We start from the raw sequence: 12,951 nt of genomic DNA, 5'->3' as shown, positions 1-12,951 counted from the left end.
CTTCGTCTCCTTGGCGCGATCATGTTGCGGATCGCTTGACAGTTCTATCTTACAGAACTAAATTCTGCCAAACAGAATTAGACTGCCGATCGACTTTCCCTGTCAAGTCACGCCCATGCCCCGCAAAGCCCAGACTGAATCGGTTTCCGACCTCAATGCCGCCCCCGGCGGTGCCGCCGCGGTCGATCGCGCGCTGAGCTTGCTGTCGGCGTTCCAGGCGGGCGACGAGGCGCTGTCGCTTGCGCAGTTCGCCGAGCGCACACAGCTCTACAAGAGCACGGTGCTGCGGCTCCTGGCATCGCTCGAACATGCGCGGTTGATCCGCCGGCAGGACGACGGACGCTACGCGCTGGGCATGGAGATCGCGCGGCTGCACGGGCTCTATGCCGCGTCTCAGTCACTCGACCGCATCGTGCTGCCGGTGCTGCGCGCGCTGGCTGCGGCCACCGGCGAAAGCGCCGCGTACCACGTGCGGCAGGTGCAGGGCGAAAGCTGGGTGCGCCTGTGCCAGTTCCGCATCGATTCATCGCATGTGGTGCGCGACCATGTGCGCGCGGGTGACCTGCTGCCCAACGACCGCGGCGCCGGCGCGCGCGTGCTGATCGCCTTCGGGCCCGAGGCCGAGCGGCCGAGCGGTGCGAAGGAGCGCAAGCCCTACGACGCGATCCGCGCGCAGGGCTATTGCGCGCTGGTGGGCGACCGCACGGCCGAGCTCGCGGGCATTTCGGCGCCGGTGTTCCATGCGGATGGCGGGCTTGCCGCGGCCGTCACGCTGACGATGCCGACGCACCGGTATGACGAGGGCTACATCGAGCCGGTGCGGGCGGCGGCGAAGGAACTCGGCGGACAGGTCTGAGGCGTCTTCTTTCTTGCTCCTTCCCCTCCCGGGGGAAGGCTGGGATGGGGGCAAACGGCCTTCGATGAGCCGCTGGTCTTTGTTACGCCGCCGTGCCCCCACCCCAACCCTCCCCCGGGAGGGGAGGGAGAAATACGGTCAGCGCAGGGCGGCGAGCACGGCCCTGTTCTGCTCGGGCAGACCGACACTCACGCGCAGCCATTGCGGCAGTCCATAAGGCCCGAGCAGCGAGACCTCGATGCCCGCAGCCAGCAACCGCGCATGCACGGCCTGCGCATCGCCGACCTGCACCATCAGGAAGTTGCCGGACGACGGGACGTACGCGAGGCCCAGTTCGGTGAAGCCGGCAGCGAGCTGATCACGCCCGGCGGTGTTGAGTTCGTAGGTGCGCGCGAGGAATTCCGTGTCCCCCAACGCAGCCACCGCTGCGGCCTGGGCCGGCGTCGTCACATTGAAGCGCGGGCGCTGCGCATTCATGCGCGCCGCGAGCGCCGGCTGCGACACGCCATAGCCGATGCGCATCCCCGCCAGGCCGAAGGCCTTGGAGAAAGTGCGCGCCACGATCAGGTTCGGCAGGCGCCGCACCCATTCGATGCTGTCGTAGCGCTGCGCGGGCGAGAGGTACTCGGTGTAGGCCTCGTCGAGCAGCACCGTCACGTGCGTGGGCACCGATTGCAGAAAAGCCAGCAGCGGCGCAGCATCGATGAAGGTGCCCGTGGGGTTGTTCGGGTTGGCGACGAAGACCAGCTTCGTGTCGTCGGCGATGGCGGCCCGCATCGCGTCGAGGTCATGGCCGAAATCGCGCGAGGGCACGACGGTGGCGCGCGCATGGGCCTGCGCCGCGGCCTGCGCGTAGACGATGAAGCCGTACTGCGAATAGACGACGTTCTCGCCCGGCTTCAGAGTCACCTGCGCCGCGAGCGTGAGGATTTCGCTCGATCCGCTGCCCAGCGTGAGCCACTCGGGCGACACATCGAGCCGGGCGGCCAGTGCATTCTTGAGCGCGGTGCCGTTGCTGTCGGGGTAGTTGCCCGCGCCTTCAAGGGCGGCAGCGGCGGCGCGGCGGGCCGACTCGGGCATGCCGAGCGGGTTTTCGTTGGAAGCCAGGAGGATCATTTCGGCGGGGTCGGTCTTATTTAAGAAGTTAAATATATCCCGCGCCGGCGGCGCCTCCATCAGTGCCTACCCTTTGGGCAAAAAGCGGCGCCGTGCGGCCATTACCTTCATTTTTGTCATTGATAAATCCCGCTTTCGGCTCTTACTCCTTCGTAAAGTATCGAATAAAGTTGACCTACGTCATTGCGACACCCACGTCTTTAGCTTCCGTATTCCGCCGTATCCCGATTTCCAGGAGAGAAAAATGACCGCCCGCACCACCGCCCACGGACTCCAGGTCGCGACCGAGCTCCACCGCTTCATCGAAGAAAAGGTACTGCCCGCCACCGGCGTGGCCAGCGACGTCTTCTGGAAGGGCTTCGACGCCATCGTGAGCGACCTCGCGCCCAAGAACATCGCGCTGCTCGCCGAGCGCGACCGCCTGCAGGCCGAGCTCGATGCCTGGCACAAGAAGAACCCCGGTCCGATCGCCGACATGCCGGCCTACCGCGCCTTCCTCGAGAAGATCGGCTACCTGCTGCCGCAGCCCAAGGGCGCGAAAGCCACGACCGCGAACGTCGACGCCGAGCTCGCGCTGCAGGCCGGTCCGCAGCTGGTGGTGCCGATCCTGAATGCGCGCTACGCACTCAACGCCGCCAATGCGCGCTGGGGCTCGCTGTACGACGCGCTCTACGGCACCGATGCCATCCCCGAAACCGGTGGCGCTGAAAAGGGCAAGGGCTACAACCCGGTGCGCGGCGCCAAGGTCATCGAATTCGCGCGCAATGTGCTCGACCAGGCCGCGCCGCTGGCCAACGGCTCGCACAAGATGGCGACCGGCTACAGCGTGAAGGACGGCAAGCTGGTCGTCGCGCTGCAGAGCAGCAGCACTGGCCTCGCCGACCCCGCGCAGTTCATCGGCTACCAGGGCGATGCCGCAGCGCCGTCGTCGGTGCTGCTCAAGCACAACGGCATCCACCTGGACATCCGCATCGACCGCAGCACCGCCATCGGCAAGAGCGATGCGGCCGGCGTGAGCGACCTGGTGCTCGAAGCCGCGCTCTCGACCATCCTGGACCTGGAAGACTCGGTGGCCGTGGTGGACGCGGCCGACAAGGTGGTGGCGTATGCGAACTGGCTGGGCATCGTCGAGGGCTCGCTCACCGAAGAAGTCGCCAAGGGCGGCAAGACCTTCACGCGCGGCCTGAACGCCGACCGCGAATACACCGGCGCCGACGGCAAGCCGGTGAAGCTGCACGGCCGCTCGCTCATGTTCCTGCGCAACGTGGGCCACCTGATGACCAACCCGGCCATCCTGTATGCCTCCGGTCAGAGCGTCAAGGAGATTCCGGAAGGCATCCTCGATGCCGTGGTGACCACCACCATCGCCACCATCGACCTGAAGCGCAAGGGCAATTCGCGCACCGGCAGCATCTACATCGTCAAGCCCAAGATGCACGGCCCGGCCGAAGTGGCCTTCGCGAGCGAGCTGTTCGGCCGCGTCGAGCAACTGCTCGGCCTGCCCGCCAACACCGTCAAGCTCGGCATCATGGACGAGGAACGCCGCACCAGCGTGAACCTGAAGGCCTGCATCGCCGAAGCCGCCGCGCGCGTGGCCTTCATCAACACCGGCTTCCTGGACCGCACCGGCGACGAGATGCACACCGCCATGCAGGGCGGCCCGATGATCCGCAAGGGCGACATGAAGTCCAGCGCCTGGATCGGCGCTTATGAAAAGAACAACGTGCTGGTCGGCCTCTCGTGCGGCCTGCGCGGCAAGGCGCAGATCGGCAAGGGCATGTGGGCCATGCCCGACCTCATGGCCGCGATGCTCGAACAGAAGATCGCGCACCCCAAGGCCGGCGCCAACACCGCCTGGGTGCCCTCGCCCACCGCCGCCACGCTGCATGCGCTGCACTACCACCAGGTGAGCGTGACCGCGGTGCAGCAGGAGCTCGAAAAAATCGATGCCGACGGCGAACGCGACAACATCCTCAACGCGCTGCTGCAGGTGCCGATCGCACCCGAAGCCAAGTGGACCGCCGAAGAGCGCCAGCAGGAAATCGACAACAACGTGCAGGGCATCCTCGGCTACGTGGTGCGCTGGATCGATCAGGGCGTGGGCTGCTCCAAGGTGCCCGACATCCACAACGTGGGCCTGATGGAAGACCGCGCCACGCTGCGCATCTCCAGCCAGCATATCGCCAACTGGCTGCTGCATGGCGTGGTGACCAAGGCACAGGTCGACGAGACCTTCCAGCGCATGGCCAAGGTGGTGGACGAGCAGAACGCGGGCGATGCGCTGTACCAGCCGATGGCCGGCAACTTCGCGACCTCGGCCGCGTACAAGGCGGCGCAGGACCTGGTGTTCAAGGGCATCGAGCAGCCGAGCGGCTACACCGAGCCCCTGCTGCATGCATGGCGTTTGAAGGTCAAGGGCGAGGCCTGATCGGCGTGCGTCCGGCACTGCGCCGGACTTGAGCGAACGGACGGCGCCTTCGGGCGCCGTTCTGCATGGCGGGCGGCATGCCATTAGCATTCGTGCCGCCTCCCCTTCTTCCGGACTCTCCCTTCTCGATGAACACGAACGCGGCATCGCCGCCTCCGCCGCGCTGGTCGACCTCCGCGGCCGCCATGCTCGTGGCACTGGCCTCGGCCTTCGCACTGAGCCAGGCCTTTCGCACCGTCGGCGCCATGATGGCCACGCCCCTGAGCAGCCACTTCGGTCTCTCGCCGCAGCAGCTCGGTACCTGGGCCGGCACCTTCCACTTCATGTTCGGGATCATGCAGCTCGCGATGGGCGTGTCGATCGACATGTTCGGCGTGCGGCGCACGGTGCTCACCGCGTTTCCGCTGGCCATCGCGGGCGCCGCGTTGTGCGCGGTGGCGTCGAGCTTTCACATGCTGCTGCTGGGACAGGCGCTGATCGGCGTCGGCTGCGCGCCGGCGTTCCTCGCGTGCACGGTGTTCATCGCGCGGCACTTCGATGCCTCGCGCTTCACCGCGATGTCGGGGCTGGTGATGAGCCTCGCGGGCATGGGCATTCTCTTCACCGGCACACCGCTGGCGCTGCTGATCGAGGCCGCGTCATGGCGCGCCGGCTACACGGTGCTGGCCGCGTTCGCGGTGCTGTCGTGGATCGTCGTCTTCTGGCGCGTGCACGAACCGGCGCGCGCGGTGGATCGGGTTGAACCGACCGAACGCCAGTCGCTGCGCAAGGCCGTGCGTGAACTGCTGCCGTTGTTCGCGATGCCGCACACGCTGGGGCTGCTCTGCTTCGCCTGCGTGTCGTATGCGGCCTTCATCACGCTGCGCGGCCTGTGGCTCGGGCCGGTGCTGCACGAGCGACATGGCCTCTCGCTCGTCGCCAGCGGCAACGTGGCACTGGTGATGACGGTCACCGGCATGATCAGCCCGGCGCTGTTCGGCCGCCTGGACCCGGGCCCCGCACGACGCACGCGCTGGATGATGGGCTGCGCCTCAGCCGGCGCGCTGATGTTCGGCGCAATGGCGTTCACGCATTCGCGCGCGATCGATATCGGTTTGCCGATCGCCTACGGCCTGATCTCTGGCTACAGCGTGCTGCAGTACGCGTACACCAAGAACGGCTACCCCGCGGCGATGACGGGCCGCGCGATGGCGTTGATGAACATGGCGATGTTCCTCGGTGTCTCGCTCATGCAATGGACGACCGGCGTGGCCGCATCGTGGGGCGTGGCGCATGGCGTGGAGCCGTTCCGCGCGGTGTTTCTTACCGTGGCGGGGATGCTGGCTGCGGGGACGCTTGCGTTCTCTCTATTGCCGCGTGCGTCGGTGCCCGCACGCGCGTCCTGAGCGCACGGAGGACCGGAAGCACATCGCTCAGGCGCCGCCGCCGAGACGCGCCCGCACTTCGCGTCGACCCAGTTGCCGCTTGCCGATTGCGTAGACGTCGCTGCGACCGTACATCGCACGGTGGGTGGGCAGGGCGGGCGCAGGACGCTGGGCGGCGCCACTGGGGGTAACGAGGCAGCGACGCAGCACGTCGTAGCGCTTCTCTTCCGCCTGCGTCGCGCACGCTCTCTCAGGAAACTTCGCGAGCGTGATCTCGAACCAGCAGCCATCGACGCGATGCCATTGCGTGGTCTCGTCGATCACGTGATAGACCGCGCAGGGCTCGTCGCCACGTTGAGCGGCCCACGTCTTGCGGGCGGCCTTTCGTGCCGCCTTTGCCTCGGCCAGTCGCCGGTTGGGCAGCAGGATGCCGGTGACCGGATGCACGAACAGTTCGACGTTCGGCGCCTCGCGCAGCGGCACGCTGCGATGTGCGCCCCAACGATGCGGCGGAACGCACACCTCGCCGTCGCGCAGCTCGGCACGCCGCTCCACGAAGTCGTCGATGTGCAGGAAGATGTGCGCCTGCACGGTGCTGCGGCGGTCGATGCCGCTGTTGAGTTCGGCATACACCTTGTCCCAAGGTCGGTGCACCTGCTTGTGCAGCCAGCGCTTGAGCGGCGCGAGGTTTTCGTTGAACCCCTTCGGATGGTCGTAGCCGCGCTTCATGCCCAGGTGCGAGCCGCGATCGCGGCTGTTGCGAAAACCGCGCCCATCGCCTTGCACGCGCCAGCCGCGGCGCGGCCGCTCGACGATGACCTTGTCCATGTCGTCACGCATCGTCGCCCCCTCGCCCGACGCTGCGCGCAGCCTTCTGCAGCGCCACCTTCTGCGCACGCCGCTCCGCGCGATGCGTACGCAGGTGACGCCCGGCGCCCTGGCTGGATTCGCGGCGCGCCATCGCGGCCACCACGGGATTGCGAGGTGCCGAGGACGGCACCGAAAAGTAGAACCGGCCCAGGCGTTTCTCGTCGTCGCGGGCCTTTCGTTGAGCACTCATGTGCGCACACTCCAAAAACAAAAAGGCCCCGGCGAATGGCTGCGCGGGGCCTTTGTCGACGGGCCTCGGGCGGATGCATGGATGCACATCCGGCCGGGGCGGTCGGTGTGCGGGTCAGGTGTTCAGGAAACGGTTCATTGAGTTGGTTTGTCGCCCGGGAGGTTGCAGGTCGCCAGGCGCGGTGGAAAGAAACTGTTGCTGAAAAACGAAGGGCGGATTCTGGCGAGCACATGCGCGATGCGCAAGCGCCGGCCGCATGGCTGTGGCGCAAAGCCGACGCGCTGCCGCACGCTGAATCCAGTTGCATGGCCCCCCCGTATTGATCTCAAGCGCATCGCGCCTCCGAGCTGTTGGCGGTTTCCACAGAGAACCTCGACAACCATTTCTTTCCAGGAGACTTCCATGAAAAAACTCGTGATCGCACTCGGCGTTTCGGTCCTGCTCGGCGCTTGCGCGGGCGGCATGGGCATGAGCGGCAGCTCCGGCATGTCGTCGAACCCGATGGTCGGCGGCGCCGCGATGTACCCGACCAAGGACATCGTCGACAACGCCGTGAATTCGAAGGACCACACGACGCTGGTCGCCGCCGTCAAGGCCGCGGACCTGGTCGGCACGCTCAAGAGCCCGGGCCCGTTCACCGTGTTCGCGCCGACCAACGCCGCGTTCGCAGCCCTCCCCGCCGGCACGGTCGACACGCTGCTCAAGCCCGAGAACAAGCCGACGCTGACCAAGGTACTGACCTACCACGTGGTGCCCGGCAAGATGGACGGCCCGGCGCTCATGAGCGCGATCAACGCAGGCGGCGGCAAGGCCGTGCTGAAGACCGCGAGCGGCGGCACGCTCACGGCAACGATGAGCGGCAGCAACGTGCTGGTGACCGATGCCAAGGGCGGCACGGCGACGGTGACCATCGCCAACGTGTACCAGTCGAACGGCGTGATCCACGTCGTGAACAAGGTGCTGCTGCCGGGTTGATCGCCCGCGCTGCAGCGGACCTGCGTCAGGTCCGTTGCGCAGCCTCGGCTTCGTCGCGCAGCCACTGCGCGAAATCCTGCGCGTCGCGGTTGCTCGCGGCGCGCCTGGACATCTCGATGAAGTAACCGCGGTGCGATGCCGCGCCCTCGCCGAGCGGCGCCACGAGCCGGCCGTCGCGCACCAGTTCGCGCAGCAACGGCAAGCGCCCGATCACCACGCCCTGCCCCGCCACCGCGGCGGCCACCGCATCGGCGTACTGCGTGAAGCGCAGCGTGCTCTTCACGCGCAGGTCTTGCAGCCCCATCACCTTGAGCCACGGCTCCCAGTCGGCGGTCGGGGCTTCGCTGTGGTCCGGGTATTCGATGGTGAGGAGCGTGAGCCCGGAAAAGTCGGACAGCTCCCGCAGCGATGCGGCAACCTGCGGCGCGCACAGCGGGATCACCGATTCCTCGAACAGCGCCGGCCCGACACCGCGGGCAATGGGCGCGAAGCGCACCGCAAGGTCGAGCCGGCTCACGTCCAGGTCGAGCACGTCGAGCGTGGCCGACAGGCGCACGTCGACCTGCGGATGCGTGCCGGTGAAGCGCGCGAGTTTCGGAATGAGCCAGAGCGATGCAAAACCCGGCGTGCAGGTGATCGCCACCTGCCGCGGCGCGGCGCTCGCGCGCACGCGGGCCGTGGCGTCGCGCAGGCGCTCCAGGCTGTCGGTGACTGCGCGCTGCAGCACGCCGCCGGCCTCGGTGAGCGCCAGCGCGCGATGGCGGCGCTCGAACAGCAGCACGCCCAGGCTGGCTTCGAGCTGCTGGATCTGCCGGCTCACCGCCGACTGGGTGAGGTGCAACTCACCGGCCGCCAGCGTGAAGCTGAGCCGTCGCGCAGCGGCCTCGAAACTGCGCAGCAGCTCCAGCGGCGGGAGCTCGCCGCCGGGGGCGCCATGGGCTTTCGCATTCTCAGCAAGCATGCAACGAGTTCCGAATGACCGCGTGTAAGAGAGGGGCCGACTCACTATATTCATTCGTATCCCGAATGCAATGGAGCTTGCCATGAGCACCCAACCGAATACATCCTCCCGCTTCCACGTCAGCCTGCAGACGCGTGCCGTCTTTGCCGTGCCCGATGGCGCGGGCGTGGGCATCGAATGCCGCAGCGGCACTGTGTGGGTCACGCTGGACCGCGATCCACGCGACATCGTGCTCGAGGCCGGCGACCGCTTCGAGGGCACAGAGCACCGGCGCATCCTGGTGTCGGCGCTGCAGTCCTCGTGCATCACCGTGTCGGATGCGCAGCCGGCCGCGATGCCGCTCGCGCGGCCCGCCCGTGCGTGGTCGCCTTGGCGACTTCTGCCCCACGGGTTGTCCCCGGCTTGACCCGGGTGCCATCGGCATCGAACCTCGATGCCATGGACTCCCAAGCATTGATCCTCTACGAACTGGCCGACGGCATCGCGACGCTCACGCTGAACCTGCCGGCCAAGCTGAACCCCATCGCGCATGGCCTGCAGGTCGAACTGCGCGACGCGCTGGAGCGCATCCGCGACGACCACGCGGTGCGCGCCGTGATCCTCACCGGCGCCGGCAAGGCCTTCTGCGTCGGCGCCGACCTGAGCGCGATGGCGCCCGGGGAAGAAGGCAAATCCCTCGGCACGCAGACGGCCGAATGGATGCAGTCGCTGAGCAATCCTCTGATCGAGACGCTGCGCACGCTGCCGGTGCCGGTGGTGGCTGCAGTGAACGGGGCGGCGGCCGGTGCGGGCGTCGGATTGGCACTGGCGGCGGACGTGACGATCGCTGCACGCAGCGCGTACTTCTATCTGCCCTTTCTCCCTAAGCTCGGCATCGTGCCGGACCTGGGCTGCACCTGGGCCATTCCACGGCGTGCCGGCAAGGCGCGTGCGATGGGCATGGCGCTGCTCGACGAACGGCTGAGCGCAGGCCGCGCGGCGCAGTGGGGCCTGATCTGGGCCTGCGCCGACGACGAACAGTTGATGGACGAAGCACGCGCCATCGCACAGCGCCTTGCACGTCTGCCCGCGCATGCGGTCGTCGAGGCACGCGAAGCCTTCGAGGCCTCCGAGCGCCACACGCTGAAGGAACAGCTGCACTACGAAAGCGAACGCCAGCGCGAGCTGATCGACCGCCCGAGCTTCCGCGAAGGCGTGAACGCGTTCCTGCAGAAGCGGCCTCCCGCTTTCGAGAGCCGCTGACATCCCGACACGCCGGCACTGGCGCCTGTCATGGGCCTGCGGGAGAATGCCCGCATGCCCATCCTCAACGCCTTCTACGCCCAGTCGGGCGGCGTCACCTCGGTCATCAATGCGTCGGCCTGCGGCGTGATTGAGACGGCGCGAAAACACCCGGACCGCATCGGCAAGCTCTACGCCGGACGCAACGGCATCATCGGCGCGCTGACCGAAGAGTTGATCGACACCGGCGCCGAATCGGCCGAGGCCATCGCGGCCCTGCGTTCTACGCCTTCAGGCGCGTTCGGCTCGTGCCGCTACAAGCTCAAGTCGCTCGAGAAGAACCGCCGTGAATACGAGCGGCTCATCGAGGTCTTCAAGGCGCACGGCATCGGCTATTTCTTCTACAACGGCGGCGGCGATTCGGCCGACACCTGCTTCAAGGTGAGCCAGCTGTCGCAGTCGCTGGGCTATCCGCTGCAGGCGATTCATGTGCCCAAGACCATCGACAACGACCTGCCGCTGACCGACTGCTGCCCGGGCTTCGGCTCGGTCGCCAAGTACGTGGCGGTGTCCACGCTCGAAGCCTCGTTCGACGTGCGCTCGATGGCGGCCACATCGACCAAGGTGTTCGTGCTCGAAGTGATGGGCCGGCATGCAGGATGGATCGCCGCGGCAGGCGGACTCGCGGCGGACCACGGCATTCCGGTGGTGGTGCTGTTTCCGGAGATCGAATTCGACAAGCCGCGCTTTCTCGCGCGTGTCGATGAACTGGTGAAGCAGCACGGTTACTGCTCTGTCGTGGTGTCCGAGGGATGCCACCATCCCGACGGCACCTTCCTCGCCGAGCAAGGCACGCGCGATGCGTTCGGCCACGCGCAACTCGGCGGCGCTGCGCCGGTGGTGGCGCAGATGATCAAGGACGCGCACGGCCACAAGTTCCACTGGGCCGTGGCCGACTACCTCCAGCGCGCGGCGCGACACATCGCCTCGGCCACCGATGTGAAGCAGGCCTACGAACTGGGGCAGCGCGCGGTCGAACTCGCGCTCGAAGGCCGCAACGCGGTGATGCCGACGATCGAGCGCACCTCCGACGTGCCCTATGCGTACACGATCGGCAGCGCGCCGCTCGAATCGGTGGCCAATGTCGAGAAGCCGATGCCGCGCGATTTCATCTCGGACGACGGCTACGGCATCACCGAGAAATGCCGGCGCTACCTGCTGCCGCTGATCGAGGGCGAGGACTACCCCGCTTACCGCAACGGCTTGCCGGTGTATGTGACGCTGCAGAACGTCGCGGTGGCGAAGAAGCTGCCGGCCTTCGAACTCGCATGACGACCACCGCCGCTGCGGTCATCGACGCCACGCGCTGCCCGCTGTGCGGCGAGTCGAACCGCTGCGCGATGGAAGTGGAACGCGAAACGGGCCAGACGCAACCGCCCTGCTGGTGCATGCAGGTCGACTTCAGCAACGCCCCGCTCGCCCAGCTGCCGGCGTCGATGCGCGGCCTGGCCTGCATCTGCGCGCGCTGCGCCGCGGGAACGCCGCCTCAGGACTGAACGCCGCCCTGCGACTGCGATTGCGTTTGCGACTGCCCCTGTCCGGGTGCAGGCTCGACCGGCTCGGGCGCCGCCACATCGCTGGCCACCACCATCGTCGGCGCCGCCCCGGGCCGTTGCTCGGTGATCACGAGGTGGATGAACTGCAGCTTGCCCACCGCTGTGCGCGGCATCACGAAGGGGTAGTAGTCCGGCTGCCCCATGCTGCGCGACAGTTCGTTGAGCACGTTGGTGAGCAGCACCCAGCCGTTGACGAAATCCAGGAATTTCGCGGCGTCGGGATGCTCGGGCTGCCACAGGTCGTCGGCGGTGAAGAGGTCGCTCGCGAGTTCCACATTGGTTGCGTCGACGCCGAAGCTCATGGCGGTGTCCGCGGTGTCGGCCATGTGCAGGTAGTGGGCCCAGGTCTCGGCCCAGTCCTCCCACGGGTGCGTACTCGCATAGCTGCTCACGAAGCGGTCGGCCCAGTCGGGCGGCGGGCCTTGCTCGTAGTGCTTCTGCAGCGAGGCCGCGTAGTCGGCGCGCTCGTCGCCGAAGAGGGCGCGGTAGTCGTCGAGCCAGTGCGTGGGCTGCACCAGCAGGTCCCAGTAGTAGTGGCCGATCTCATGGCGAAAGTGGCCCAGCAGCGTGCGGTAAGGCTCGCGCATTTCGGCACGGATGCGTTCGCGCACCGCGTCCTCGGCCTCCTCGGCGTTGAGGGTGATCACGCCGTCTTCATGACCCGTCATCACGTGCGGTCCGCCCGGCATGTTGCTGAGGAAGTCGAAGGCCAGGCCGTGCACCGGGTCCGCATGCCGGCTCACCACCGGCAAGCCGAGTGCGAGCAGTTGCGAGATCAGGCGGCGCTTGGCCTGTTCGAGCTTGCCCCAGAAGACCCCGTGGGCCTCGACCGAGAGATCGGGAATGGTCCGCGTGACGCTGCAGGCCAGGCAGTAGCCGGGCGCCAGGCCATGCACGTCGACCGGCACCTCCTCGCCCTCGCGCGCGGCCGGCACCATCCAGCTGCAGGCGGCGGGGGTCATGAGGTTCGTGCAGCGGCGGTAGGTCTTGCCGTGCGGGTCGCCGAAGACGGTGAAGGTGTCGGGCAGCGCGCCGTCGCCTTCGGCGGGCGCCAGCGGCATCACGCCGAGGCGGTCGATCACGTAGCCGAGCGGCGTGTGGCAGGCCAGGCACTCGCTGTTGCGCAGGAACACGGGGCGGCCGCACTGACAGCGGTAGGCGCGGCTCATGGTGGGCGCGGCGAGTTCGGTCGCGAGCGTGGGCGCGGCATCCGGCCCGGCGTCGCCGGCCTGTTCGTTGATGGGATCGTTGATCGGGGAATCCATGTTGTTCTCTTCTTGCTGGGCTTGACGCGGAGGGGACAGCCGCTGCATTGTGGGGCGTGCCCCCGCGCCGTTCGCCAAGCAAACACCGA

The 12,951-nt window shown here is 67.5% G+C and carries 13 protein-coding genes; 8 read left to right on the top strand and 5 right to left on the bottom strand.

The genetic code is table 11. The annotated features are described in order from the left end of the window. Positions 1 to 115: 115 nt before the first annotated feature. Complete coding sequence (locus M2282_RS26300; protein WP_280811726.1) at positions 116 to 856, top strand: IclR family transcriptional regulator; 741 nt, start codon at positions 116 to 118, stop codon at positions 854 to 856. A gap of 138 nt (positions 857 to 994) precedes the next feature. On the opposite strand, the gene hisC is transcribed toward M2282_RS26300, so the two are convergent. Then, positions 995 to 1,972, bottom strand: a complete 978-nt coding sequence (gene hisC / locus M2282_RS26295) for a histidinol-phosphate transaminase (RefSeq protein WP_348541748.1) — start codon at positions 1,970 to 1,972, stop codon at positions 995 to 997. 244 nt (positions 1,973 to 2,216) lie between these two features. On the opposite strand from hisC, the gene M2282_RS26290 reads away from it, so the two are divergent. Then, positions 2,217 to 4,400, top strand: a complete 2,184-nt coding sequence (locus tag M2282_RS26290; protein ID WP_280811724.1) for a malate synthase G — start codon at positions 2,217 to 2,219, stop codon at positions 4,398 to 4,400. A gap of 128 nt (positions 4,401 to 4,528) precedes the next feature. Continuing rightward, positions 4,529 to 5,785 carry an MFS transporter gene (locus M2282_RS26285; protein WP_280811723.1) on the top strand — a complete coding sequence of 419 codons (1,257 nt, stop codon included), beginning with the start codon at positions 4,529 to 4,531 and terminating at the stop codon, positions 5,783 to 5,785. 27 nt (positions 5,786 to 5,812) lie between these two features. On the opposite strand, the gene M2282_RS26280 is transcribed toward M2282_RS26285, so the two are convergent. Together M2282_RS26280 and M2282_RS26275 are read right to left on the bottom strand one after the other, a co-directional pair. Next, positions 5,813 to 6,604 (bottom strand): hypothetical protein, encoded by a 792-nt coding sequence (locus M2282_RS26280; RefSeq protein WP_280811722.1) that lies wholly within the window; start codon positions 6,602 to 6,604, stop codon positions 5,813 to 5,815. Next, a complete protein-coding gene (locus M2282_RS26275) occupies positions 6,597 to 6,824 on the bottom strand; it encodes a hypothetical protein (RefSeq protein WP_206176883.1) in 228 nt (75 codons plus the stop codon). The genes M2282_RS26280 and M2282_RS26275 overlap by 8 nt, the downstream gene beginning before the upstream one ends. Before the next feature lie 402 nt (positions 6,825 to 7,226). On the opposite strand from M2282_RS26275, the gene M2282_RS26270 reads away from it, so the two are divergent. Beyond that, positions 7,227 to 7,799: a fasciclin domain-containing protein gene (locus tag M2282_RS26270; RefSeq protein ID WP_280811721.1), complete on the top strand. Its 573-nt coding sequence runs from the start codon at positions 7,227 to 7,229 to the stop codon at positions 7,797 to 7,799. A gap of 25 nt (positions 7,800 to 7,824) precedes the next feature. Here the strand turns inward: M2282_RS26270 and M2282_RS26265 are convergent, their stop codons facing one another. After that, on the bottom strand, positions 7,825 to 8,760 hold the full coding sequence (locus tag M2282_RS26265; RefSeq protein WP_280811720.1) for a LysR substrate-binding domain-containing protein: 936 nt from the start codon (positions 8,758 to 8,760) through the stop codon (positions 7,825 to 7,827). Positions 8,761 to 8,842: 82 nt separating this feature from the next. Between M2282_RS26265 and M2282_RS26260 the strand changes: the two genes are divergently transcribed. From M2282_RS26260 to M2282_RS26245, 4 genes are read left to right on the top strand one after another with little or no spacing between them, the layout of a single operon-like run. Beyond that, the gene (locus M2282_RS26260; protein ID WP_280811719.1) at positions 8,843 to 9,166 is read left to right on the top strand and encodes a DUF2917 domain-containing protein; all 324 of its coding nucleotides are present in this window, start codon (positions 8,843 to 8,845) and stop codon (positions 9,164 to 9,166) included. Positions 9,167 to 9,198: 32 nt separating this feature from the next. Beyond that, on the top strand, positions 9,199 to 10,002 hold the full coding sequence (locus M2282_RS26255) for an enoyl-CoA hydratase-related protein (RefSeq protein WP_280811718.1): 804 nt from the start codon (positions 9,199 to 9,201) through the stop codon (positions 10,000 to 10,002). Between the two features lie 54 nt (positions 10,003 to 10,056). Beyond that, positions 10,057 to 11,313 carry a 6-phosphofructokinase gene (locus tag M2282_RS26250; protein WP_280811717.1) on the top strand — a complete coding sequence of 419 codons (1,257 nt, stop codon included), beginning with the start codon at positions 10,057 to 10,059 and terminating at the stop codon, positions 11,311 to 11,313. Further along, positions 11,310 to 11,537: a cysteine-rich CWC family protein gene (locus M2282_RS26245; RefSeq protein WP_280811716.1), complete on the top strand. Its 228-nt coding sequence runs from the start codon at positions 11,310 to 11,312 to the stop codon at positions 11,535 to 11,537. Before M2282_RS26250 ends, M2282_RS26245 begins: the two co-directional genes overlap by 4 nt. On the opposite strand, the gene M2282_RS26240 is transcribed toward M2282_RS26245, so the two are convergent. Continuing rightward, complete coding sequence (locus M2282_RS26240; RefSeq protein ID WP_280811715.1) at positions 11,528 to 12,862, bottom strand: zinc-binding metallopeptidase family protein; 1,335 nt, start codon at positions 12,860 to 12,862, stop codon at positions 11,528 to 11,530. The genes M2282_RS26245 and M2282_RS26240 overlap by 10 nt on opposite strands. Positions 12,863 to 12,951: the final 89 nt, after the last annotated feature.

This window comes from Variovorax boronicumulans, from assembly GCF_029892485.1.
Taxonomy (GTDB): domain Bacteria; phylum Pseudomonadota; class Gammaproteobacteria; order Burkholderiales; family Burkholderiaceae_C; genus Variovorax; species Variovorax boronicumulans_B.
Note: the sequence above shows the minus strand (reverse complement) of the source record. Positions and strands in the feature narration are given on the sequence as shown.

What these genes read in the sequence shown, in the direction of transcription:
- M2282_RS26285 (WP_280811723.1), top strand. Translation starts at nt 4,529, where the DNA reads ATGAACACGAACGCGGCATCGCCGCCTCCGCCGCGCTGGTCGACCTCC.
- M2282_RS26250 (WP_280811717.1), top strand. Translation starts at nt 10,057, where the DNA reads ATGCCCATCCTCAACGCCTTCTACGCCCAGTCGGGCGGCGTCACCTCG.
- M2282_RS26240 (WP_280811715.1), bottom strand. Translation starts at nt 12,862, where the DNA reads ATGGATTCCCCGATCAACGATCCCATCAACGAACAGGCCGGCGACGCC.
- M2282_RS26270 (WP_280811721.1), top strand. Translation starts at nt 7,227, where the DNA reads ATGAAAAAACTCGTGATCGCACTCGGCGTTTCGGTCCTGCTCGGCGCT.
- M2282_RS26275 (WP_206176883.1), bottom strand. Translation starts at nt 6,824, where the DNA reads ATGAGTGCTCAACGAAAGGCCCGCGACGACGAGAAACGCCTGGGCCGG.
- hisC (WP_348541748.1), bottom strand. Translation starts at nt 1,972, where the DNA reads ATGATCCTCCTGGCTTCCAACGAAAACCCGCTCGGCATGCCCGAGTCG.
- M2282_RS26280 (WP_280811722.1), bottom strand. Translation starts at nt 6,604, where the DNA reads ATGCGTGACGACATGGACAAGGTCATCGTCGAGCGGCCGCGCCGCGGC.
- M2282_RS26265 (WP_280811720.1), bottom strand. Translation starts at nt 8,760, where the DNA reads ATGCTTGCTGAGAATGCGAAAGCCCATGGCGCCCCCGGCGGCGAGCTC.
- M2282_RS26290 (WP_280811724.1), top strand. Translation starts at nt 2,217, where the DNA reads ATGACCGCCCGCACCACCGCCCACGGACTCCAGGTCGCGACCGAGCTC.
- M2282_RS26255 (WP_280811718.1), top strand. Translation starts at nt 9,199, where the DNA reads ATGGACTCCCAAGCATTGATCCTCTACGAACTGGCCGACGGCATCGCG.
- M2282_RS26260 (WP_280811719.1), top strand. Translation starts at nt 8,843, where the DNA reads ATGAGCACCCAACCGAATACATCCTCCCGCTTCCACGTCAGCCTGCAG.
- M2282_RS26300 (WP_280811726.1), top strand. Translation starts at nt 116, where the DNA reads ATGCCCCGCAAAGCCCAGACTGAATCGGTTTCCGACCTCAATGCCGCC.
- M2282_RS26245 (WP_280811716.1), top strand. Translation starts at nt 11,310, where the DNA reads ATGACGACCACCGCCGCTGCGGTCATCGACGCCACGCGCTGCCCGCTG.